Source organism: Leptospira inadai serovar Lyme str. 10, assembly GCF_000243675.2.
Taxonomy (GTDB): Bacteria; Spirochaetota; Leptospiria; order Leptospirales; family Leptospiraceae; genus Leptospira_B; species Leptospira_B inadai.
The window spans coordinates 79,587-103,573 of record NZ_AHMM02000006.1; the positions used below are offsets into that span (position 1 = coordinate 79,587).

18 protein-coding genes are annotated in these 23,987 nt (G+C 45.5%); 5 read left to right on the forward strand and 13 right to left on the reverse strand.

The window, feature by feature from the left end; genetic code table 11:
• Positions 1–273 precede the first annotated feature (273 nt).
• From LEP1GSC047_RS01110 to LEP1GSC047_RS01130, 5 genes are all read right to left on the reverse strand, one after another.
• Complete coding sequence (locus tag LEP1GSC047_RS01110; RefSeq protein ID WP_010412807.1) at positions 274–1,155, reverse strand: alpha/beta hydrolase family protein; 882 nt, start codon at positions 1,153–1,155, stop codon at positions 274–276.
• A gap of 185 nt (positions 1,156–1,340) precedes the next feature.
• The gene (locus LEP1GSC047_RS01115) at positions 1,341–2,150 is read right to left on the reverse strand and encodes an SGNH/GDSL hydrolase family protein (protein ID WP_020988069.1); all 810 of its coding nucleotides are present in this window, start codon (positions 2,148–2,150) and stop codon (positions 1,341–1,343) included.
• A gap of 528 nt (positions 2,151–2,678) precedes the next feature.
• On the reverse strand, positions 2,679–3,965 hold the full coding sequence (locus LEP1GSC047_RS01120) for a tetratricopeptide repeat protein (protein WP_010412798.1): 1,287 nt from the start codon (positions 3,963–3,965) through the stop codon (positions 2,679–2,681).
• Between the two features lie 44 nt (positions 3,966–4,009).
• A complete protein-coding gene (mtnC, locus tag LEP1GSC047_RS01125; protein WP_010412794.1) occupies positions 4,010–4,723 on the reverse strand; it encodes an acireductone synthase in 714 nt (237 codons plus the stop codon).
• Positions 4,723–6,111, reverse strand: coding sequence for an MFS transporter (locus tag LEP1GSC047_RS01130; protein WP_010412791.1), 1,389 nt, complete (start codon positions 6,109–6,111; stop codon positions 4,723–4,725). The genes mtnC and LEP1GSC047_RS01130 overlap by 1 nt, the downstream gene beginning before the upstream one ends.
• A gap of 401 nt (positions 6,112–6,512) precedes the next feature.
• Here LEP1GSC047_RS01130 and LEP1GSC047_RS01140 point away from each other — a divergent pair, with 401 nt between their 5' ends.
• On the forward strand, positions 6,513–7,394 hold the full coding sequence (locus tag LEP1GSC047_RS01140) for an alpha/beta hydrolase (RefSeq protein WP_020988076.1): 882 nt from the start codon (positions 6,513–6,515) through the stop codon (positions 7,392–7,394).
• Positions 7,395–7,569: 175 nt separating this feature from the next.
• Here the strand turns inward: LEP1GSC047_RS01140 and LEP1GSC047_RS01145 are convergent, their stop codons facing one another.
• Both LEP1GSC047_RS01145 and LEP1GSC047_RS01150 read right to left on the reverse strand, forming a co-directional pair.
• Positions 7,570–8,409: an amidohydrolase family protein gene (locus LEP1GSC047_RS01145; protein ID WP_010412785.1), complete on the reverse strand. Its 840-nt coding sequence runs from the start codon at positions 8,407–8,409 to the stop codon at positions 7,570–7,572.
• A gap of 236 nt (positions 8,410–8,645) precedes the next feature.
• Entirely contained in the window at positions 8,646–9,665 is a 1,020-nt protein-coding gene (locus LEP1GSC047_RS01150) for a hypothetical protein (RefSeq protein WP_010412782.1), read from the reverse strand.
• A gap of 170 nt (positions 9,666–9,835) precedes the next feature.
• Here LEP1GSC047_RS01150 and LEP1GSC047_RS01155 point away from each other — a divergent pair, with 170 nt between their 5' ends.
• Positions 9,836–10,918: an endonuclease/exonuclease/phosphatase family protein gene (locus tag LEP1GSC047_RS01155; RefSeq protein WP_020988112.1), complete on the forward strand. Its 1,083-nt coding sequence runs from the start codon at positions 9,836–9,838 to the stop codon at positions 10,916–10,918.
• Positions 10,919–11,084: 166 nt separating this feature from the next.
• Positions 11,085–11,543 carry a VOC family protein gene (locus LEP1GSC047_RS01160; protein WP_010412776.1) on the forward strand — a complete coding sequence of 153 codons (459 nt, stop codon included), beginning with the start codon at positions 11,085–11,087 and terminating at the stop codon, positions 11,541–11,543.
• A gap of 18 nt (positions 11,544–11,561) precedes the next feature.
• Here LEP1GSC047_RS01160 and LEP1GSC047_RS01165 read toward each other — a convergent pair whose 3' ends face one another.
• The 6 genes from LEP1GSC047_RS01165 to LEP1GSC047_RS01190 form a co-directional block, all read right to left on the reverse strand.
• Complete coding sequence (locus tag LEP1GSC047_RS01165; protein ID WP_010412773.1) at positions 11,562–13,028, reverse strand: adenylate/guanylate cyclase domain-containing protein; 1,467 nt, start codon at positions 13,026–13,028, stop codon at positions 11,562–11,564.
• 25 nt (positions 13,029–13,053) lie between these two features.
• Complete coding sequence (locus tag LEP1GSC047_RS01170; RefSeq protein ID WP_010412771.1) at positions 13,054–13,428, reverse strand: DUF1987 domain-containing protein; 375 nt, start codon at positions 13,426–13,428, stop codon at positions 13,054–13,056.
• A gap of 2 nt (positions 13,429–13,430) precedes the next feature.
• On the reverse strand, positions 13,431–13,985 hold the full coding sequence (locus tag LEP1GSC047_RS01175; protein ID WP_010412768.1) for a SiaB family protein kinase: 555 nt from the start codon (positions 13,983–13,985) through the stop codon (positions 13,431–13,433).
• A 28-nt stretch (positions 13,986–14,013) separates the two neighbouring features.
• Positions 14,014–19,389 carry an AAA family ATPase gene (locus tag LEP1GSC047_RS01180; RefSeq protein WP_010412765.1) on the reverse strand — a complete coding sequence of 1,792 codons (5,376 nt, stop codon included), beginning with the start codon at positions 19,387–19,389 and terminating at the stop codon, positions 14,014–14,016.
• A gap of 73 nt (positions 19,390–19,462) precedes the next feature.
• Positions 19,463–20,440 carry a ketoacyl-ACP synthase III gene (locus LEP1GSC047_RS01185; RefSeq protein ID WP_010412762.1) on the reverse strand — a complete coding sequence of 326 codons (978 nt, stop codon included), beginning with the start codon at positions 20,438–20,440 and terminating at the stop codon, positions 19,463–19,465.
• 71 nt (positions 20,441–20,511) lie between these two features.
• Entirely contained in the window at positions 20,512–22,326 is a 1,815-nt protein-coding gene (locus LEP1GSC047_RS01190) for a CoA-transferase (RefSeq protein ID WP_039933775.1), read from the reverse strand.
• A gap of 308 nt (positions 22,327–22,634) precedes the next feature.
• Between LEP1GSC047_RS01190 and LEP1GSC047_RS01195 the strand changes: the two genes are divergently transcribed.
• Positions 22,635–23,078: an acyl-CoA thioesterase gene (locus LEP1GSC047_RS01195; protein WP_010412756.1), complete on the forward strand. Its 444-nt coding sequence runs from the start codon at positions 22,635–22,637 to the stop codon at positions 23,076–23,078.
• Complete coding sequence (locus LEP1GSC047_RS01200; protein WP_020988117.1) at positions 23,075–23,959, forward strand: four helix bundle protein; 885 nt, start codon at positions 23,075–23,077, stop codon at positions 23,957–23,959. The genes LEP1GSC047_RS01195 and LEP1GSC047_RS01200 overlap by 4 nt, the downstream gene beginning before the upstream one ends.
• The last annotated feature ends 28 nt before the right edge of the window (positions 23,960–23,987 follow it).

The window sequence follows — 23,987 nt, forward strand, 5'->3', positions numbered from 1 at the left end:
TTGGGTGGTGGAGGAGGGCTCGTGGGAGAGGGTGCTTGGCTCTATATCATAAATCTCCGAATTTGCCAAGCATTTTTTATAAAAACTTTTTTGTTGGAGCTCCCACGCAGAGGACTGAAGACTGAGGACAGACGCGTTCGCTTTTTCAGAAGACAGAGGTTAGAGGACGGAAGACAGTAGCTGCTAGATGTTGGAAAAGTTACAGAAGTGGAGGAAAGATCCCGTGTACACAGGAATTTTTCTCCGGAAGATGGAAACCCGGCTCATCAATGTTCAGTCCTCTGCCCTTCGCATTAGTTTATCATTCAGAAAGTCTAATATATCTACCGGAAGTTGCTTATGAAACTGTTCCCGATCAAAACCTTCCGGATCTATCGACGGCCGAAAGTTGGGATTTTTCATAGCGGTCGGAAAAGGACTTAGGAAAGAAAAATGTCCCGCATTCTTGATCGTCCGAAGCGTAACATGCGATCTATCGGGGACGCTATTGAGCACGACTTCGGCATTCCATGACGGAGTAATCGGATCGTGTTCCGCCATAAATATAAGGATAGGGACAGTGACAGTACCCAAGGAATTCATAAACCAGCCCGCACCCGGCGCCATTAAAACGATAGCCTTCACTCTTGGGTCGGAAGGGGCTTCGATTTTTTTTCCTTCTTTCGTCCAGGGGACACCGCCCGCTAATGCCAAGGCCGTGTAACCGCCCATTGAATGTCCTAATACGGCGATGCGATTCGAAAGTAAACTCGCGCCGAATCTTTTGCTGGAAAGTATCGCATCAATCGTTAGGCTTACGTGCCTCGGTCGGTAAACGAGATTTTTGGTCGTATTTTCTAATTCATTATTATTACGATTATTTCCGTAATGTTCTAACATTCCCACCACATACCCGTTTTTAGCCAAATGGGTACTGATTGTTCGATAGAGAAGATGAGAGCCGCCGTTACCGTGCGAAATGATGACCAGAGGAAATCGTCCTTCGGTAATACGGGCTTCGCGACTTATATCCATTTTGTATGGCCCGAAGGCCGTTACGGTAGAAGGCTCTAGGGTAGGATACTGAATTAAAACAGGAAAAGAAATGTCTTCGATTTCGTCCTTAACTTGTATCTCTATACTGCCTACAAAATTTTTCGGATGGCTCTCGTTCATTTTTCGCTGAATTTCATTTCTAATTTCGATTTTAAAACTAGGATCGGACTTTTTTCCGTCGTTATGTCGATGTTCGGCTTGGATTTTAATTCTTTGAATCTTTTTTTTTTCGTCAACTTATTTCATTCTCAGGAAATTCCGTATCCACAGTACGGTACGGGATCTTATAGGAATCCTCACCTAGATCAAATCGAGATTCCGCAGACCGTTTGCAATTTACTTTTGATTTGGAAGGAAATGGCCTCGGTGTAATGAACCGTGTCCAGCATCAAAGAGGTGGGGGCCGATTCTCCGGGACCGACTCCGAATAAGGGGAGCGGATCATAATAGCAGGAATTACTTAGAGTTTGCATATACGCGCCGACTTGCGAGTTCGTATAATCTTTATTATTATTGATAGCCGCATTGCGAGTCGGATGAATACCGACAACCGCAATCCGGATCGTTGGCCAACGACCTCGAATTTTAGAAATCAGTCGTTTAACGGTAAAGACTACGTAATCGTTATTTATCCCGTGTAGGAGCCCGTTTGCGTCCGCGGTTGAAATGATAAAATTCCGAGGATTTTGCGTTTTGATCGCATCCAATTGAGTAATCTCATCGCAAGCGGTATTTCCTATAACGGCGACGGACAAGGATTGGCTAGTGTTTAAGAACCCGCCGTACTGCCTGGATATATCCATCGTAGAATCGATTCCGATAATGTTCGCATAATCTCGAGTGTCGGACGAAATTCTTCCGTAGTAATCGGGAAGCGGCCAACTTAGGTTCATCGCTCCGTAAGTACTCATGCATTCGTCCGGAGTCAATTCCATTTGATCGAGGATCAAATCCGCGAGCAAAAGACTATGTACGGGATCCATTGTCGAAATCGCCGACTTGGAATTGGAGTTAATTAGATTATTTTGAAAGCCGATGTTTTGACACGCGAACGAACCGATAAAAATCAAAAGGAAAAGAAAGGGGCTTCGGATAGACTGTCGAGGTTCCATCATTGCACCTCCTCGATCCTGTTTGGGTCGACGAAACTCGCAAAGCTGTAATAATTAGACTGTTTCTTTAATTTATTAATTTGTAAATTTGCGGATTTCATCCGGATTGGATTACTTACTTCGAAAAGAAAAAAATAAGTATTCTTTTGCATCCGATTCTCCACAGTTTTCCGCTTCTTTTTCTTAGACGTTCCTTCGACGGGAAGGTACTATTTTTCGGATAAAACGTCAATGGTAGCCGGGGGGACCTGCAAGACGAGAGGAGAAACTGCGGATTGGCAGGGAATCAATTATCTTCGCAAATGTATTATTAAAAATTTAAATAGAAATTGCGATCAATCGGGCTTTCGACCGGAGTTTATTACGCTATCGAAGTTTGAGTTTAGACTTGAGTCCGCATTTTGAGACGGTTCTTGAAATTGAGCATGTCGGAATTCCTCCGAAAATGATTCCGTAATATTACGAAAGGCCTTGATTTTGAACGAGAGTCTATATGCCTCTCGTTTTTTTTGAAGAATAGATTCGAAAGAATTAGCTTCCGCCTAAATCCTTTTCTAGAGTAAGAATTTCCGTATCACCGACTACGGTCTTGGGTTTGTGTTGCTTATAGGCTTGGATCGCTTCCAGCGCCTTGGTTCGAAGGAAACCCGCTTCGGGGCTGATGGTCGTGGCTTGCAATCCGCCTGAAATTTCAAAAAAACGTTTTGCGTATAACAATCCTGTTAAGCGATGAATTCGATAATCGGTAATATTATCACGACCGGCTTCTTTTAACAGCTTCTCCGAGATTTCCCATGCCTTGTCTTGGCGTTTTCTGAGTTTTGCTGACTCCTCGGTATTTTGCATATTGGGAGGAAGCTTCTTCGGAGAATAAGCTAGATAGAATCGATAGTAAGTTTCGGCGCTCCTGACCAAAAGTTCGTAATCGGATTTGGAGATTTCAAAACCGACCCTCGCAACGTCCTGCGCTCTGTCCAATTCTTCCGGAGTCGTGCTACCTTTTACGAACGTGGGAGATTGTTCGGATTTACAGTTTAAAAAGGAAATATATTCGCGGGCGAATCGGACGGCGTCTTGGTCGGAATCGAATCGTCCTCTCTTCTTCCAGGCCGATGCGAATTCCGCTCCGGCGCTCATCGGTAAAATTCCCGAACAGGATGAGTCTTTAGAGTCGTTAATAGCCTCGCTTAAATAAAGTAACCCGAGACGAAAATGAGCCGTTGGAGAAGAAGGGTCTAATCGGATCGCCTTCCGATATGCCTGAATCGCTTCGGGGATCTCGTTTCTCGTATAATAATAATCTCCCTTTTTGCGTTCCACCAAAGCGGGGCCCGCTTGTTCCGATGATAGAGGGTAGGCTACGGATAATACTTTCTCTTTCGCGATTCCTAGATATCCGATTCCGCGTAATTGTTTCCCGATAAACGCGGTTTGAAAAACGGACTTCACTTCGATCTGTCCGACGATATTCCCGTCCTTAAAGGTCTCATGGTCGAAGTCTTTTTCGATCAAATAGAGAATTTGACCGGGACGGATACCCGGATCATAATGAACCTTCACGGTTACGATATCAGGACGAATATCGTAACCCAATTCTAAATTCTTATACTGACCTTCGTATTCGATCGGCTTTACCTTATCGAACATCATGGTTTCTCCGATCAGTATCATTTTCTCTTTTCTCGGTTTATCGTCTTTTTTAGTACTCTTAGGCATTCCGGGGTCGCGGAAGGCGTATATCACTTCTTTGGCATGAACATTCCGGGGAAAAAAATTATAGGAAATAGTGAGAAGAAGCAGAACGCGTAGGACGGCCATACTACGAATTTCGGCCGAAACCGAGGATCTCCCTAGTCTCGAATTCAGCTAAATTCGGCCAATATGCCGTCAAAGGAAGATAAAATGGGAAAAGAATGTTCTCCCTGAGGATAGTTTCCCGGACGATCTAAAATATAAGGATGCAATCCGGCAGTCTGAGCGGCTTCCGCTTCCTCCTTAATATCGGTGAAAAATACTATGGTAGAAGGTTCGACTTCTAATGTTTCGGCTATGCGGCGATAACTCTCCGCCTCGCGTTTGCCGCCTACGGAGGTATCAAAGTACGCCCGGAAATTCGGAGTCAGGTCTCCGGCTTCGCAGTATCGAAAAATTAAGATTTGCGCTTCGACGCTTCCGGAAGAATACACTGCCGAAGTCTTGCCGGACTTTTCGATGCGCCGTAAAAATTTCGGAACGTCCGGGAAGATCGTACTTTTTAGTTCTCCGGTTTCATATCCTTGTTTCCAAATCCTACCTTGAATTTCTTTTAAGGCTCCCAATTTTCTATCTTTAGAAACGAGAAACGCGCAAAAATCGGCCAATGATTCCGGTCGAGAATCCAAGACTTTTCCGAATTCGGATTCCTGCTTTGAGGCGACGAACAATTCATCCAATAATTTTTTTCCAAGGGGAACGGATTGAAAGAAAGTGAGAAAATTTCGCGTGGAGTAAGGGAATAAAATTTTATGCACGAATTCGATAGGCGTGGTTGTTCCTTCTATATCGAATAAAAACACGTTTGCATCTTCCAAAACCACTAAGCCGTCCTCCGCAATTTTTGCGCTTCTTCGGACAGGATTTTATGCACATTCGCTTCGTCCTGCCGGAAATTCTTTAAAATGATCCACCAAAATAAACCGCAGGGTATCCAAAAAAGAACCGCGATGGTAAAGGCAGTCGATCGCTCTGCGACAAATCCTAGAATAATGGCGGCCATCGCCGGCCCTAATCCTTTTCCTAAGTCATCGGTGAGATTATAAAGCGAAAACATGGCGGCCCTGTTTTTGGGAGTGTTCACGTTTAGGATCAAGGCTCTCACGTTCGGTCCCGTCACCGCTATAATAAATCCGGTAATTACGTTTATCCAAATAAATGCCGGTTGGAGTGCTGCCGAACCCGCGTGAAGAAGATAAACGCTAGGGCCTGTTCCTAATAAGACCATTACCGCGCAAAAGATCGGCATATAAGATTTATTCCTATTATAAAGTTTCTGGCCGATGATTCCGCCAAAGAATGTTCCTATAAAGATTCCGATCGCCGCGAACGTCATAAGACCGGCGGCGCTTGCTTTTGGAATTCCGTAATCGTTCTCGTAATAGTCCGCTAAAAATGTAAAGAATACTCCCCAAGGTACGCATCCCGGAATCCCTTGCAAAAAAATTCCGATATTGGTCTTGTTCGCAAATAATATTCTTAAATCCTTCCATGTTAAACGAACATCCGCTTCGTCGGTCGTCAAATCCGCTATTTCGGTGAATTCCTTCTCGGTTCTACCTCTTGCAGGTTCCGTACAAAAAAGGGCATAGACGATCATAAAAAAGAAGGAAGGGGCCGCCATATAAATGAAACTCATCCGCCATCCGTTTTCTAAATCCGCTTGGCCTATAATTCCTCCGAAGAGTTGACCTACGCCGACTCCTAATCCCATTGCGAGCGAAAGATAACCTGAGGCGATGGATCGGGACTTGTCCGAAAAATAATCCCCTAAGATGGAGAACAATAAAGGAAAGCTTCCTCCTAGCCCGAAGCCTGTTAAAGTTCTAAGCAGTAGGAACTCATTATAAGTCTGCGCAAAACCGGAAAGTAAACAGGGAATTTCGCCTAACAATACGGTTCCCACCACTAAGGCCTTCCTGGAAAATCTTTGGGTCAGGTAACCCATGTTTACGGAGACTAATCCTCCTAAGACGAAGAAGAAAATCGGAATCTCTCCGCCCATTTTCCAATCGATTTCCTTTTGTTCGGTTATTCCAAAAGAGCGAGCTATATTCCGCAGGTTGGGTGCGATAAGATTTTGGTCGGCAAAGAGGAAAAACGCCATCCCTAAAATCATCCAAAAGGCCAGGACTGCGTTGCCTCCGCAGGAAGCGAGTTCGCCTAACCCGATATATCGTAATAAGCTTTTTTTAGAAGATGGCTGGGACATCCGATTTCTCCGATCCTTGATTCTTGAGTTCTACACATTTCCTGATCCGATTGTCTTCGGCTGTTATTCATTCGTAACCGATTCAAAAATCCCGATCCGGAGTGAGGGGACGTTCGCTTGCCGGGGACTCGATAGCGAAGTTTGCAAGCTTGGACTCTATAACATGAAGAATCCGAATCGTCAACGAATACTTTCGACGGGAAGGTTATGCACTCGTTCGATCTTTCGAACGTCGAAATTAGAACTGCTTTCACCCCTTGTCGCTTATCGAAATTGTAGGTGATTCTTTCGGATACTCGATTCGTTCGGCTTTGTTACGCTAGATTCAATAAAGGCTTGACCCTTTGTTAAAGTATCGATAGCTTCGATCGGAATCGCACCCTTCTTCGGAGTCTTAGCATATGGCCTACCAACACAAGGAATTCTATATCCAATCTTCCCGAGACAATACCAAACTCTATTGTCAGGCTTGGATCAAACCCGATGCAAATAGGGTACTTGTGTTTAATCATGGATTCGGCGAGCATAGCGGAAGATACGGTAATTTAATAAATTATTTCAAAGATAGTGACGTAAGCTTTTACGGTTTAGATATGCGCGGTCATGGCAAATCGGACGGAAAGAGGGGGCACGCCGACACCTTCGAGTTATTCGTGGATGATTTGGCCGATTTTGTCCAAGAAGTTCGCCGTAGAGAAAAGAAGGATAAGATTCTGCTTCTGGGTCATTCCATGGGTGGGGTCGTAGTCATTCGATACGCCTTGGAAGGCATTAATCAGGATTATCTGCATGCAGTCGTAGCTAGTTCCCCGGCATTAAAGATTCCGGCGAATACGTTCCAGAAATTTCAAATCGCCGTGGCCGGCTTTTTACGCAAACTATCCCCAGATACGACTTTGGATGCGAATCTGGACGTTAACTTGATTAGTCGCGACCCCGAAGTGGTAAAGGCTTATGTGGAGGATCCCTTAGTTCATGGTAAGATATCCTTCTCGATGGGATACGAGCTTTTTCAACAGGGCGAGATCGCAAATAAGAAGGCGGCTATTTTGAGGACACCGATTTTGATTTTACACGGCCTCTCAGATAGGATTGCGGATCCGGCAGGAAGTCTCGAATTTTATAATCATTTAGTCTATAAGAATAAGAGAATTAAAACGTATCCCGGCTTTTATCATGAGACGATGAACGAGGTTTCCCCGGATAAGGAAACGGTGTTAAAAGACATTAAGGAATTTTTGGATTCATTGGTTCCCGAAAAGACCGGTCAAAAAAAAAATTAAGACCGGCCTAGCTTCGAAAAAAAATCGATCCGAAAACTTCCTATAACGAAAAAGAATAGTAAATGAAGTTCTTTAATCGGCGCGGGAAGTCGGCGGATTTTCCTTTCATAAGGACCGAACTAAATGAGCCGCTCCGACTATCGATACTGATTCTTCCTAAGAAATCCTCTTTGTCTTAAATTTGAAAAACTCTCTTCGCATTCGCGTAAAAAAATCTTTTTAGAGACGGATCCGGTAAGTCCAAAACGGCCGCTTGATTTGCGCATTTATTAAATTCGAGATGGGGAAAATTCGTACCGAATAGAACCTTACTTCTTCCGGATGTTTTCATATAGTCCAGCAACTGCTTCGGATACTGAGAAGGTAAATGCGCGGAAGTGTCGATGTAAACGTTCTGGTGTTTCATGCACAATCCTATCATCTCGTCCGTCCAAGGAAACCCTAGATGGCCGCCTACGATCTTTAACGTAGGGAAAGTTAAGGCGACCTCGTCCAAATAGGGGACGGGCCTTCCCGTTTCCGAGGGCATCAGCGGACCGGTGTGCCCTACTTGGGTGCAAAAGGGAATTCCTAACTCTATACACTCCACGTAGAGGGGATAATACAATTTATGGTTGGGCGGAAGCTGCCAAAGCCAAGGAAGAACGAATAGTCCTTTAAAACCTAGGTCCTTGATCGCTCGCCTCAATTCTTTAACGGCTTCCACCGGTTTTGAGAGATCGACAGTCGCGATTCCGACAAACCGATCCGGATATCGATTCGTGTATTCGTAAATTTGATCGTTCGTGCAGACCCATTGGCCCGGGCGGCACCAAGCCCGTAACAATACTTTCTCGACTCCGGCCTCGTCGAGTAGGTCGACGGTTTCTTCGGGCGAAAGACTTTTTCGGGCATAGCCACCCGAACCGGATCGTTTAAAGAGAGATGCGATCTCCGGCAATTTTTGAACCATCGAAACCAAGGCCGGTTGAGCCCAAGCATCGATGATTTGACCTTTATACTGATTTTCTTCCATGATTGAATCGAACGGATGTTCCCCTCCATTCAGAAATTATAGACGTATTTAGTTTTATGTCAAACTAAATACGGTCCGAAATAATAAAATTATCCAGAGATAGGAACACTTCGGAAAAAATGAACGAATCGGAAAATCCTCGTTCGAGAAACTGCCTGTCGTTTAACAAGGAACTTCAGTAAGATGTCGGGTTTGCGATTCCTTGCAAACCCTCGTGATTCGTTAAATTTAGTTATCTAGGCGAATTTACGATAAACGAATAGGAAGGAAAGAGTGAACAAAAGACCCAATATCGCCACCACACCCAAGACGGTCTTTTCGGCCGAAACGAAAAATTTACCGTTCTCGATACTTCTTTCCTGATCGGCTGAAGAGGTTTCCACCGCTTGACCTCCTTTGACGGAAATCGTTATTTCCTGTTGGGGAGCGGAATAGGAAATCGAATACGCTTTTACGTCCTCGGGTACGTCCGCTTCTAATTTCCTTACGTTCCTCGCGCCACCGAAGGATAGCTCCATATCCTTGGGTTTTGCGAACACGACTCGTTCCCCGTCATTTTTTTCGAATAGAAGCTTATCCTTAAATGTGGCGGGTGCAAGATTGGTAGCGGGAACGGAATAAGAAATATATAATTGAGAGGAGCCGGGGAGAATCGGGCGATCCAATGCTAAGCCCTGCTTTCCCGGTCTTAGCTGTAACGGGATTCCCATGCCGGCTCCTTGCGTAAGTTGTGCGGAAACGTCGGACGCTTCCGCAGGAGTGAAAATTTCTATCGGGTCCGACTCGTTTTGGAAGCTGCGAGGGGGAATCGAATTATTCTGTAGTATAAAAACCTTAAACACGATTAAGGAATCTTTCGATCTGGTGATCTGCAATAACGATTTTGTTTTGATCAAGGACCGATCCTGAGTCTTTTCAAAGACCGTGACTTCCTGCGGTTGCGTTCTCATTACCGGAACGGGTGGAACGATTTTATTATAATTCACTCCCCCATAGGTCACTTGTAAAAGTATGGGCAAACCGTCCGGAGCTTCTACTTTTGGGAGACGGAAACTGCCCTTAACGGGGCCGATATCTCCGATCGAAAGGGGAATCATCTGTCGTTCCAGCGCGAATAGTTTAATTTTCTCCGCGGATCCTACACCGCCTGTCGTGCCGTTTTTCAGTGTGACCTGTAGTTCGACTTCTTCCGCAGACAGTGAAGCGGTAAATAGGCTTAAAACCAGGAAAAAAGATGATATCGTGCGTTTGTACATGAGGTCGGTTCCATTCTCTTGAATCCCCCCAAAAAGGGAAAGCCTTTACGACTACTTACGAGGGTGAAAATCCGATTCGAAAATTGTGGACGAAACCCGCCGAATATTTAGAAAGGATGCCTTACCAAAAGGAATAGGCATCACTTCATGTTGTGCCCCAAGGAGGGATCTTGAAAATCCTGAAAAATACATTATACACGGTGCTCATTGCATTCGCTTTGCTACTGATCGCGGTTTATTTTTCAACATTCCACCCGAATGCAATGGAGGAGGTGGAAGTCCTCTGCGAATCGAATCCGCCTACGGTGCAAAAGGCGAAACAATTAAAAATCCTTTCTTGGAATGTCCAATATTTTGCCGGCAAGGAAAGGGTCTTTTGGTACGACGTGCCCGACGAGTCCGGGCCGGATACCGCGCCGACATCCGAAGAGATCCGATCTACGCTAAAAAAAGTAGCTAACGTCATCTTGGAAAAAAGTCCGGATATTATTTTGCTTCAGGAAGTGGATGACCGAGCGCGGAGAACTCACGGTGAAAATCAATCGGAACGACTTCTTCCCTTGCTTGGAGATCTGTATCCTTGCCGGGCGGAGGCATTTTACTGGAAGGCGGGGTTCGTTCCACATCCTAAAATTCTCGGGTCCGTGGGAATGAAGCTCGTAACTCTGAGTAAATACAAAATCAGCACTGCCATTCGCCATCAATTGCCGCTTGCCGAGCTGGATCCGATTAGCAATCAATTCCAATTAAAGCGGGCGGTCTTACAAGTCGATTTACCGATTACGGAAGGCGGTAAATTCGTAGCATTGAATACCCATTTGGATGCGTTTTCGATGGGAACGGATACCATGCAAAAGCAAGTGAACTTTCTCGCAGGACTATTATCCCGATTGGACGAAGAGAAGGCCGATTGGGTTTTAGGGGGAGATTTTAATCTACTGCCTCCCGGATTCAAGCGATCCTCTTTGCACCCGAACGGAGCTTTCTATTATAGTGATGACGAGGAAATAAAACCTCTTTTTGATAAATGGTCGTCGGGAGCAACGCCGGAAGAATTGAACGGGTCCGATAAGGAAAAATTTTTCACCTATTATCCGAACGATCCGTTGATTGCAAAGCCGGATAGGACGATCGATTATATTTTCTTTTCCAAGGGATTGGTTAAGATTTTCTATTCCGTGATTCGATCGGGAGATGCTGCCGAGGCCAGCGATCATTTTCCGTTGGAAGCCGTATTTCGATTTATCGAATGATCCGATTCCATTCGGAGAAGTTTTGGGGAGTCCTTCGAATTTCGCATTTTATCGGAATTGCAAAATTGATTTTTATCCGAAAGCACGGACTCTTTAAGCGTATCTCAAATGATTTGCCATCCTATTTCTAGCGAAAAAATTAGGAAAAAAAACAGAAAGGTTTATTATGAGACCGTTTAAGATTCTCGGAATCCAGCAAGTTGCCGTCGGCGGGGATAGTAAGGATAAGTTAAAGAACTTTTGGGTGGATATTCTCGGCCTGGAAAGCACCGGAACATATCGTAGCGAAAAAGAAAACGTAAACGAAGATATTCTAAGAATGGGGAAAGGCCCGTATGCCGTCGAAGTGGATATTATGGAACCCGTAGACCCTTCAAAAAGTCCGAAAGTGAATGATCCTAAATTGAATCATATCGGACTGTGGGTGGACGATATTCATAAGGCGGTGGAATGGTTAACTTCAAAGGGAGTTCGTTTTACACCGGGTGGAATTCGAAAAGGCGCGGGAGGTCACGATGTGACTTTTATTCATCCGAAAGGAAACGAAGAATTTCCTCTCTGCGGCGAAGGAGTTCTGATCGAGCTCGTACAAGCTCCGACGGATGTGATCAAAGCATTAGGTTAATTGAATGGATGATTCGGCCTATTTCTTACCTAAAAGGAAATAGGTATGCATCGCGCCTTTTCCCTTCACCTCGATGGTCCCTCTGTCTTCGAAATCGTACTTATCTTTTAGAGTCAGATAGACGGATTCGGAGACATGGATTCTGCCGGTCGATCCGTGGGATTCCATTCTCGAGGCGGTATTCACCGAGTCTCCCCAAAGATCGTACACGAATTTATTTTTACCGATCACGCCGGCGACGACTTCCCCTGTATGAAGTCCGATCCGTACGTTGAATTCGTATTCCAAATCGGGTTTCAGTCTTTCCAGCCGATCCAGCATCTCTAAGGCGGCCTGGGCCGTTTTATCGGCATGGTCTTGGTCCGGCACCGGGATGCCTCCTGCCATCATATAGCAATCACCGATCGTCTTAATTTTTTCGAGCCGGTATTTATCCGCGATTCCGTCGAATTCGGTAAAGATTCGATTCAAAATCTCGACTAATCTCGTAGGTGTCGCGATCTTGGTGGTCAGTTTCGAAAACCCCACGATGTCAGCGAAAAGCACCGTAGAGGAGGAGAAATAATCCGCTATGACTCCTTCCCCTCCTTTCAGACGGTCCGCAATACTGCGAGGCAGAATGTTTAGTAGAAGGTTTTCGGATTTTTGCCGTTCCTCTTCGATACCTTTGTTTAAGACTTCGATCTTTTCCAAAGATTCTTTTAGCTCTCTGTTTCGTTTGGAAAGGGCGCGATAAGCGTCCGCATTATCCACCCCGATTGCCACGTAGTTGGCCAGGGTTCTCAGAATATTCAATTGGTTCGGAGCGAAGGCGTTTTTCTCATAACTATGAACGGTAAGTATTCCTATGAAGCGTTCTTCGACTTTCAACGGAAGATAAACCGCGGATTTGGTATTTTCCCCGAAATGCTTGCGGATTTCGTCGACGTACTGGGGATAATCCTTGTCTATATCCAGCGATATTAATTCGGAACCTTCCTTAAAACAAAAGGAAGAAGGGTTGTCTTCATCTAGGGAATCAACCGAAGGGGCGGGCGTGTATCTTCCGTCGATTACACAAAACTTATACTTGATTGCGTGTTTATCTTCTTCGTAAATTCCGAACGCGAGGATATCCATCGGAACCATCGATTTGGTGTTTTCAAATACGGATTGGATGATGACTTTCGGCTCGAGGGAAGAAGTGATGATTCTGCCGACTTCGGTGACCAACTTTAGGTCCATGTATGCGGATTCCAACATTATGTTGGAATTCGTAAGTGCTTCCTGAGTTTTAAGTAACCTATGTTGAGTGGAATCTCCTATTCTCATAATCTTGGAAGATTGTTTGAGTAGGGATTCGTACGAATCGGAGAGAGCGCGTAATTTATCCTTAGCCTGCTCTTTGCTGGAAGAATTACTTAGAAAAGATTGGGCATCGGACAGGAGTTGGTACTCATGTTCGAAGAAGGTTTTGATTTCCTTTTGCGAATCGTTTTTTTCCATCACCGGATTTTTCCGCCCGGAGACTTTATTTGTAGGACTTCATCCGGAAGGACAGACTAAGATCGGAGGAAAATTCTTCGCCGGTCTCCTGCATATCCTCATCGTCTTCTTTGTAGAGCCATTCTACTTCGACTTTTCCGCCCTTCTCGTGGAATTTTTGAAGGTTATCAAGAATGTCCATGATCACTTTCGACGAGCTGGTATTGAAATAATCCATTTGAAATCTGAATTGGATATGTTTTCCGGCAACCTGCATTGCGTTTAACCATTCGAAAACCGGCTTGTAAAAGGCCATCGCGTTTTCCGGGTAAGACTCGCCTATAATCTCGGCTACGCCTTTCGTTGAATCTAGAATAACTTCAGGTGAAGTTTTAGTTTGTTGTATGTGTAAGGATTCCATTCTTAGTTTTCCTTCGTAAAGAATGCGGAGATAGTAAAGAAAGAGTTTTTGTTGTCCACCGAGTCGAAATGAAAAACAAGGGGTCCGTCTGACTTCCGCGCAATATCTATTAATCCAACCCCGGCTCCCTTACTATCCTCGGGTCTTTCCGACCTGAGCTGTTGCTGGTAAAAGGATTTCAATTCATCCTTGTTCATAGAGTTGATCTTTTGGATCCTTTCCGATAGGAACTCGAGCTTCTCGTTATGGACCAGATTTCCCGATCCAACATGATAGCCAATCGAATTTTCCCTCACTACGAGAATCCCGACACCCGCCTCCTTCATCTCTTCGTTCATTTGGCGCTCCGCCGAATAATGTAACATATTCTGCGCGAGTTCGATAAATACTGCGAAGATTTTTTTAATCTTGGATTCGGAACTCAAGGAGGTCCGAATCATGGAACCAAGTTCCGTGAGGACCTCCTGCGACAGCCTGCCTTTAAACGACACTAGCAGGTTGTACTCACTGGCATCCTTGTAGCTTTTGAATAAATTTATGACTTCATTGTCCATCATTAGCATCTTCCTTTTTCAGAAACTTCTCCTATTGTCCGTCCAGGACTACTCCGATCAGTGTTATGTCGTCCCGCTGCGTCTCATTGTCTTGGTGCGCCAATAGGAAGGACTCCAACCTTTCCTTTTGCTCTTCGCAAGAGAGGTGTTCTATACCTTCGAGAAAATTAACGAATCCTTTTGTTCCGATTTTTTGTCGGTCCGGGTTCGGTTGATCCATAAAACCGTCCGTAGTCAAGTAAACACTGGTACGAACCCCTGATTCCAGGGGAATGGTATGTGTTGTAAATTTTCGCGTTTCTTCTTTTTGCCTGCCGCCGATGGAAGCTCTATCCCCCTTAATTTCGGACAAGTTTCCCGCTTTTCCAATAAAAATAGGCCGTTTTGCACCGGCAAAGTATAAATTGTTTTTATCTATCTTCAGCAGACATATATCCATTCCGTCCCGCGAATTGGTTTGTTCGGTGTCCTGTTTAAGGGCTTGCCGGACGCTTCTATGCAAATATTCTAAAGTCGTTCCCGGATCCGATATACCGGCTTCGTTGACAATTTGGTTTAAAAGAGTGTTGCCGATCATGGACATGAGTGCTCCGGGAACGCCGTGCCCGGTACAATCGACGGCCGCGATGAAGATCGCATCTTCTTGTTTGGAAAACCAATAGAAATCGCCCGAAACGATGTCCTTAGGACGGAAAAGGACGAAATACTCCGGTAGAAATTTGCTCAGAACTTCGGGCGCGGGAAGAATTGCCTGTTGGATATTTAAAGAATACGTAATACTATCGGTAATATGCTGGTTTTTTAAAGCTAAATCGTCGTTCGCTTTTGCCAATTCCTTGGTTCGTTCCGTGACTTTTTCTTCCAAATTGGCATAAAGTAGGGCGTTATCGATGGAAATCGCCGCTTGCGAAGAAAGGATAGAAATCGTTTGTAGCCGATCCGACGTAAAGGCCGCTTCCGAAAGATTATTCTCCAAATATAATATTCCGATTAGTTCTCCCTGTTTAATGATCGGAGAGCATAAGACGGATTTTGTTTTCTGTTCCCTAATATACGGATCCTTATTGAATTTTTCGTCGGCGTGCGCATTTTTTAGAACGAGGTCTTCCTTAGTTCGTTCCACGTAATAAATGACGCTAATCGGAATATTCTTGCTTTCTTGAATCGGTATACCTTGGAGAACTCGAACTTCGTTATCCCAGATGCTTCCTTCGGCTTCGACGTATAGCTTTCCGTCCCTGCGAAGAATCAAAATCCCTTTTTGAGCCCCCACGTTCTCTATGGAGATTTGCATGAGCTTATCCAACAGTGCCTCAAGTTTGATTTCGCCGGAAATGGCGGTGGAACTCTTGAGAATGGATTGGAAATCCAGGGTCTGACCGGTATAAACTTCCGTTGCGGCGGCGGTATGAGTTCCCATCGTACCGATCGTATAGGTCGTGCGAACGGTATCCCGGTTTTTCTCGCGTAGGAATTCCGGATGTTTCGCGCGAAGAAGTTCCTGCTTCTTGATCGCCCCCCATTTTCCGTATCGATGGTAGGCGTCGCTAATGTATTGCGAAGAGATTTTAACGCTACCTTTCGCTAACCAAAATCTTCCGGCAAACTCGCAGGCAAGAGCCTCGTCGTTTGAAAAATCGTTTCTACTCGCCAGTTGGATCGCGAGTTCGTACGTCTTCGCCGCTTTCCAATTCTTATATTCCAAGCGGGAAAGTTCGGCTTCCACCAGTAAATATTTATGTTCGAAGTTTTCGGGCGCGCTTTCGGAGAGAAGTTTTAACTTTGCCAGATTCTTTTTAATTCGTTCCATGAACTTGGCTTTTTGTTCTTGGGAAGAGACCTTATAATTTGCGGCCATCGCTAACGCATGCAGATACGCGTGCTCTTCCACCGAAATTTGTCCGGAAATGTAAGCCAATAATCCTTCCGTTTCGTCGAGTTCCTTCAGTGCGGCGGCGAACTCTCCATACGCCATCAGAAGTTTGGACTTCATGATTTTAAAGAGGCAAACTGGGAACGGGCTTTGATGAGCATTACAAAGTTCTAAAAATTCCTGTTCGCTCATCTCCTCCGTGGAAAATTCCAAATGAGACGCGGTCTTGCCTCTTAAATTGGATACAATTAGCGTGGCGCCCAAAACGGTATCGATGGCTAAGTTGTTTTTTACCTTTCTGGAAAATTTGAGCAACGCATCTATTTTGGTTTTAGCCAATTCTATATTCTTGGATTGTAAAACTACGTTGACCGCGTCGTTCATCGCGCAGTACCCGCCGTGTAAAAACTCCCCGGATTCGAGACTGGATTGGATTCCTTTTTGATTGATCTCTTCCGAAAATTTCAGGTGTCTTACGAAAGGAGTCGTATAATTCGCTAAAATATTCGCCGCTTTGGTAGTTCCACTCGGGTTCTTATGTTTCTCGCTGACTTTTACGGCCAGTTCGGCGAATTCAAAACCTTTCCTGTATTGCTGAAATCCCGAAGATAGAACGATTCCATAGGCGGAATATCCGTACGGATCGGAGAGGTTACCGTATTTTAGAAAAAGGTTAACCATTTTAAGGCAGATGACGGGAAATAAGGCAAGGGCGAAATTATACGCCGTCGGTATTGCGCCAATGAGCAAATTTACGGCCATGATTTGTTCCGGTTGTTGGATGAGCGGAAGTTCCAATAAGGAATCGATCGTTTTTCCTTCCAAAGCCTTGTTCGCGATTTCGATTTCTTCGGTCAGGACCTTGTCAAAGTCCTTTTCGGGAATGTCGACACCGAGCGGTTTGAGAGCCTTGATGATCGTCGGGAGGGCTAGGTCGTATTTTCCCTGTGCGGAATATTGTATTATCAAAAGATTATAGGTTTCCGCTTTTTCGACCGCTGTCTTGCCGTGTTTGAGCAATAGATCGATCGTTTTTTGAGAATCCTCGAAGTTCCCGGTAAGATACTGGGTTTCCGCAAGTTCCTTGTGAATCGAATAACAGAGGTCGTAATAAGTCGCCCAAAGTTTATCATCTCCCTGCGTTCCTTCCGGAAGTGTGAACAGGAGGTCCCTCCCTTTGGCGATATAGACGGATGCCGGTTTGTATGCGGTCGAGTTTTTTGCCTTTTTTCCGGCCAATAAATTCAGTTCCGCCAATCTTTTTTTCTCGGAGGGATCCACGATTAGGGAGGAGCCCGTATTGAGGTGATTTACGATATCGAAGATAGCATCTTCTAGCTGCTTACCCTCGATGCCTTCCAAGAGGAATCTTCCTATTTTAAGGCGGATTTCCTTTTTCTTTTCCTCGTCGATGATTTCGTAAGCGGCCTGTTGTACTCGGTCGTGCTGGAAGCGGAATAATACGGTTTTTGCGGTTTGATCGTTTTTGTCTTTGTTGATCGCCGTTTCCTGAAAGGATTCGGCGACCCGATAATTTTCACCGATCGGGACGATCAACTCTTCGTTTATACATTCCTGTAAAGAGGCTAGAGTTTCCTTAAAGCTTCCCCCTAAAATTCGAGATAATAGAGATAAGTCGAAATTGCTCCCGATACAGGATGCCATTTTAAGAGTTTCTTGAACGACGGGAGATAGCTTCCGGATCCTATTGATCAAGAGCTCGACGACGTTGTCGGAAATTTTCGTATTCTTAATTTTAGGGATGTCCCATTTCCAGCGAGCTTCGCCGACTTTTCCGGATGAAAGGTCGAAATAAACCGCATCTTCCTTGGATAATTGCTTTAAGAGTTCTCCGATGAAGAACGGATTCCCGCCGGTCTTCGCGTGTATTATTTCGGCAAGTTCTTTCGTTTGTTCCCGGGGAGTGCGTAAACTATCCGAGAGCAGTTCGTTCACATCCGAGACAAGGAGCGGATGTAAAACGATCTTGTGCGGTTCCAATCCTTCCTTATCCAACGCGTCGATTAAGGTCTGAAAAGGATGCGAGTCGTCGACTTCGTTGTCTCGATACGCTAACATTAGAAAGAGGTAATTTACCGTTACGTCTTCCATTAGGTTTTTCAATAATTCCAGGGAGGCCGTATCTGCCCATTGCATATCGTCGAGGAAAATCGCGAGCGGATGCTCCGATCCTGCAAAGACTTTGATGAAATTCTGGAATACTACGTAGAAGCGGTTGGCATTTTCCTGGGGTCCTAATTCCGGAATCGGTTCCTGTTTGCCGATGATGATCTCTAATTCGGGAATTACGTCGGTGATTACTTTTCCGTTTGCTCCGAGCGATTTACGAATCTTGGATTTCCAAGATTCGATTTTTTCCGGCGGTTCGGTGAGAATCAATTCGACTAGGCTCGAAAAGACTTGGATGACGGCGGAAAAGGGAAGGTTTCTATTGTACTGATCGAATTTTCCCGAAACGAAATAACCTTTGGATTCGGTTAACGGTTTGTTAATTTCACGGACTAGGGAAGATTTTCCCACGCCCGAATAGCCGCCGATTAGGACCATTCTTGTCCGGCCGTTTGCCGCAACGTCCTTAAATTCATCGAGAAGAGTGCTTATGTATTCTCCTCGTCCGTATAGCTTTTGAGGAATCTTGAATTCCTGGGAATAATCGTTTTGAGCCAGGGGAAAATCGGGTATTTCGGCGTTTTCCTTCCAGAGAGAATACACTTTTTCGAGGTCAGCTTGCAGACCTCTCGCCGTTTGATAACGATCTTCGGCGGTTTTCGCAAGAAGCTTCATTACGATATTGGAAAGTACAACTGGAATTTCGGATCGGGTTTGCTTAGGCGGAACCGGATTTTTGGCCAAATGAGAATGAACTAATTGTAATAGATCCTCTCCTTCGAACGGAAGTTTTCCGGTAAGCATTTCGTAAAAAGAAACGCCCAAGGAATAGAAATCGCTCCTATAATCCATCGAACGATTCATTCTTCCCGTTTGTTCCGGAGAGACGTAATGAATCGAACCTTCCAGAATATTAGGAGAAGACCAGGAAGTTTCCTCCTTATTCAATCGTGTCGAGATCCCGAAATCGATGATCCGGATCTCCTTCGCATCATGATTATAAATGATATTCTCGGGTTTAATATCTTTGTGTATTACTTTCTTGGAATGAATCTCGCCTAATCTTTCGGCGAGCTGAATCGCGATGGGAAAAAATTCGGAAAGAACGAGGGGTTTCTTAATGATGTATTGTTTTAAGGAACCGCCCGGAACATAATCCATGAAAAGCGCATAACCGTCCTGCAGCTTTTCGAATTTTAACGCTTTTACGAATTTGCCCGAATCGAGAAGGCCTAAAATTTCATACTCGTTTCGCAGGTTAACGATGGACGGGTGCAACTCGTCGAGCACCGGGAGAAATTTTATGATGATTGATTTTCCGTCTTCTTTGCGTACCGCCTTGTACACCTCCGAAGCGGATTCTGCGTTAAGTCTTTCCCGTAGTTCGAATCCAGTAACGATCATTTATTCAACTTCACCTTTCTTTTATCTTATCACCAGGGATCCATCCCTTATGATTTGCTTCTTCTCTGGTCCGTTAAAGTCGGAAAAGAAGCCCTCCCCAGTAGAAACCTCCTCCCACCGCGGGAGTTAGAAAAAGGTCCCCTTTTTTGAAGGTACCTTTCTGATAAAATTCCGAAAGAACGACCGGAATGGATGCCGCTGAAGTATTACCGACTCGGTCGAAATTCATAAGAATTTTTTCCCTGGGAAACTTGGTTCTCTTCAGGAGGCTCTGTACCACGACGTCCGTACCTGGATGGGGGACGACCCAGTCGATATCCTCGGGAGTTAAACCGTTTCGCTGCAGGAGATCATCCATTGCGGAAAGGGTCAAGTCCGCAGCCTTCGTGACCAAATCCGGAAAACTTTTCACGTAACTTTGCGGAGGCGGACCCGTAACAATAACGCCTGAAAGATCCCCATCGTCTTTCAAAAAGGAATCAATAATTCCGAATTCTTTTTCTCCCGTAAACTCCAATAACACTCCCGCAGCGCCATCCCCGGCGGTAAATTCTCCGTAACCGCCGATTCTAGTGCGTATCGAAAAACGTTCGCTGCCGATGACTAATGCCGTTTTAAATTTTCCCGTTCCTAAATATGCGGATGCCATTTGAACACCGTGGACGAAACCGGTGCAAGCCGTACTTATATCGAACGATAAAGCATTTTTGGTTCCCGCTAGCTTTGATGCCTGTGGGGCGAGATCGGGGAGAAAATAGCGGTCCGTCCAATTGGCTAAAATAAACAGATCGACGTCGTCCGCCTTTTTACCGGCGTCTTTCAATGCCATTTCGGCAACTTTTGCGGCCATATACATAGCAGTTTCCGTTTCGGACGCTCTATGTCTCTTCGTAACTCCGATATCCCCGATGACCGCTTTCTCTGCAGGATGCATTTCCGGGTACTTGAGCCTGCTTTGAATTTCCTCGTTGGTTACTACTCTTTCCGGTAGGTAATGTCCAAAGCCGGTGATCCGGACGCCGTTGGACGCAGGGATTTTATTAGTAACCATTCTTCTACGTTCTCCCGTGGAATAATAAATTTCCAGTCATAATTCCATTCTTTTGCTACACGGCTGCAAAATTAAGGCAAGCGCGTGTAAACCATAAATTGTTCCGTATAGATTCTTTCCGGATCTAATTCCCGGAGTATCGTAAGTTCTTCCGAATTGATAGGAGGTTCTTCCGAAACCGTAAGATCTTCATCGGGGGGAAGCCATAAGGTATACCGCAGCACCGCCTCCAAGGCTTCCATTTCGTCGTCGGAAGCGGGCGCGATCCAGGATGAAAGTTCGAACGGATGGTCGGAAAAAGCAGGTCGTTTGAAACGACCGAATTGGCATACCGCTTCTACGACTCTTTCTCCGGGAGAAGTGATGTGTTTCACTTTTCTAACGAAGCGGTACCTGTTGGCTTTTGCGACCACGATCGTATCGGCGGAGGAAACGATATCGTTTGCACCGCCCGAACCGACCAAGAATTTACCTTTGCCGTCCATTACGGAATTCACATTTCCGAACCAATCTATTTCGGCAGCTCCGATCACTCCCAAACAATTATCGGGAACGACCGTCCCGAGAATATTGGCCGTGTCGGATAACATCGAGCATTGCTGCGCATGCAATTGGCTAAAAAGAAAAACGTCGCCCTGAAACGGACGCATCCCGTAAAACCCGAGTTCGGCGATGATTCGAATACGAATTCCTTCCTTCTCCAATAACTTCGAAGCCGTCCAAGCGGCCATATGAGCCGCGCCGATTCCGGCTAGAATCGTTTTATAACCCTTATGTTTCACTCTATCTATGATGGCTCTTGCGGCTAGAATGATCGTCTGCTCCGAATCGTTTACGGTTTTGGAATCTTCCGGTTGCGTTAAGTGATGTTCCGGGGGAATCATTTTCAATCTTCGTAATTTGACCTCCCCGATCTCCTCCAGATACTCCTCATGCCCGCCCGGTAAATCGACGAACTGCTTAAACCAACGATCGGCCTTACTCGGAACTCCGGCCGCCTCGTTTGCTTCCCTTTGGAATTCGTAATCGTCCAAATACGTTTCGATTCCTTCGAATGCCGGAACGTCCGGGAGACCGTGAACGCGCAAGGATTGCGGATGCGCGCCGTACCTTGCCATGGCCAAGCCCATAACTTTTCCACCGGGAATACTTACTAATTCCGGAGGAATCATTCCTCTAGGCACGATTTTTTCCACAGTGGCAATGACGCCTTTTGTTGCGGCCAAGGCCCCCCAGGCTCCTTCACCGGCAGGAGGACAGAGGACGATATTTCCGTCTTCGTCCGCGACTACTCCGTGAACGAGAGTGATATCGGGAGTCAAGGGCGTGATGAAAGCCAGGTCTTTTTCGCGGGTCCCCCGGCTTTCGCTTGTTAGGTGGTGCTTTGCGGCCTCGCCAAACGGATTTCCGGGAGTCGGTTTGCCGTAAAGAAACGCTGTCGTTCCCAATTTATCTAGGATCATATCCGATCCGATTAAGGAATTCGTAATGAAGCCGGGAAGATGCATGGCTCCCGCCATAAGTCTTTGCACGATCGTAAGAAGGGACCAGAGCTCTAATTCGAACGGTTTCCCTTCCAGCAAGTCCTTATACAAAGAATTCGGGCTTGGCTTGGGATAATTATCCCCCGCAAATCCCGTTATCATTTTTTTCACGATTCCAGAAAGAGCGAGTGCGTGGGCGCTGGAGTGAATTCCGGCCACGCTGATCGTGAATTCAGGGTTTTTGCCTTTGAAGCTGCGAACTAACGAATATATTAACGCGTTCGGACGCGACATGGTCGTAGCCAGATGCAGATACATTCCAGGTTGAATAAACTCGCGGACAAGACTATCCGGGTCTGGAAGAATTCTAGTTGGTTCTGGATGGTACGACTCTCTAAGCATTGCACTATCGCGTAGAAAGTTTTAGCCGCGGGAGAACACGGCAAACTCCCAACAAATTTTATGTTATTTCGACGGAAAAAAAGAAGATTTCATACGAAACCGCCCGGAAATCCAGTCAAAATCCGGCCCCGTTCGGAATTCTCACTTTTGCAACTAGGCTGAGGAATGTTATTTGATCTCGCCTAACGATCCGGCGGCCGGGATTCCCGTTAGAGTGAATTCTACAAGCTATCGGTGTTTACTAGGTTTCAAGAATCGCAGTTGGAAATCCGATAGATAGAAGGACGCTCCGCACAAAGAGAAACAAAATGTCCCAAATCCCCGTTCCGTCAAACTTCGCCTACTGGACTACAATCCCGGTTCGGAGATCCGATACGCGGAGTGCAACCGTTGTCGGCGGACTTTTCGTTTCCCACCTAACTTACGAGACATTAATTCCCTTAATCAACGAAGCCTTTGACGCGTTTTTGGAGAATTATTCCTGGTCAAAGGCGAATATCGCAGGCTCCAATATCATCATCCCCCGGTTGGAAGCGGATTATAAATCCGAAGCAAAGTCGGGCGATATCTTAAAATTCGAAATTGCCGTTTCCAATCTTGGCAGGAAGTCCTGCGATCTGATTTTTCAAGTGACCAAGAATCCTCAGGGAGAGGAGGTCGCGACGGTTAAAATCTCCTTGGTGTTTTACGATTATGTTTCGCGTAAGACCATGGAAATTCCGGAAGGCTTTCGAAGCAGGTTTAGCGAATGAAATCGGACGGCTCATCGAACGGACCAGAGGCGGAGTTTCCGAAAAAATATTTTTTTTCGACGGAGATTCCGATTCGTAAAATCGATCTGAGCTTGGACATCCACGTATCGTTTGCGAGCGTCTTGGATTTGGTCATGGAGGCCCATCTCCAGTTCTTCCAATTTCTGGGCTACTCCGTAACCGACATTCACGGAAACAGCATCATATTTGCGAATGCCGTGATTCTTTATCAGGGAGAGTTGCTTTATAAGGACCGGGTCGTTATCGACGTTTCTCTGGATAATATCGGGGAAAAGTCCTTTGATTTGTATTTTCGTCTTTCTAAGGATCGCAGAAGACAGAAAGTTTCTCTCGTAAAAATTCGCGTTTTATTCTTCAATTATGAGCAAAGAAAGGTGGTACCGGTTCCGGACGTATTTCGGGAAAAATTCGAAACGGGTAAGGTTCCCGCCCGAGTCAGTCCCGACGTCGGTGAAGGAAACATCGTCGCAAAAGCGGCCGATTCGTACGGAGGAGAAATCGGTTTTCGTAAACTGGAAGTTTGGAAGCTTTCTCACGAGTTCGTATTACGATTATTTAATCTTTGCGATATTTGGAAACCTCAGGCCGAAGCGACTTTGATCGAGCACGTTCGGTCCGTCGCATCTTTATTACCAGTCCGGATTGCGGGCGCATGGGGTGCGAGAATCCGCTCGGAGAAAATTCGCAATATTCTCAGGGCGAAAGTTCATCTCGAGGAACTTAGATATTTATTGGTTCTCGTGTCCGATTTGGGCGTAGCCGATCCGAAGAAAGAGCTTGCAGATCTAGTTAAAATCAATTTGCATTTAAAGAAATACTTAAATAGAGTCCGCACGGGAGAAGCTAGAAAAATCGTATAAAACTCCTCTATTCCGCTTTAGCTTCTTT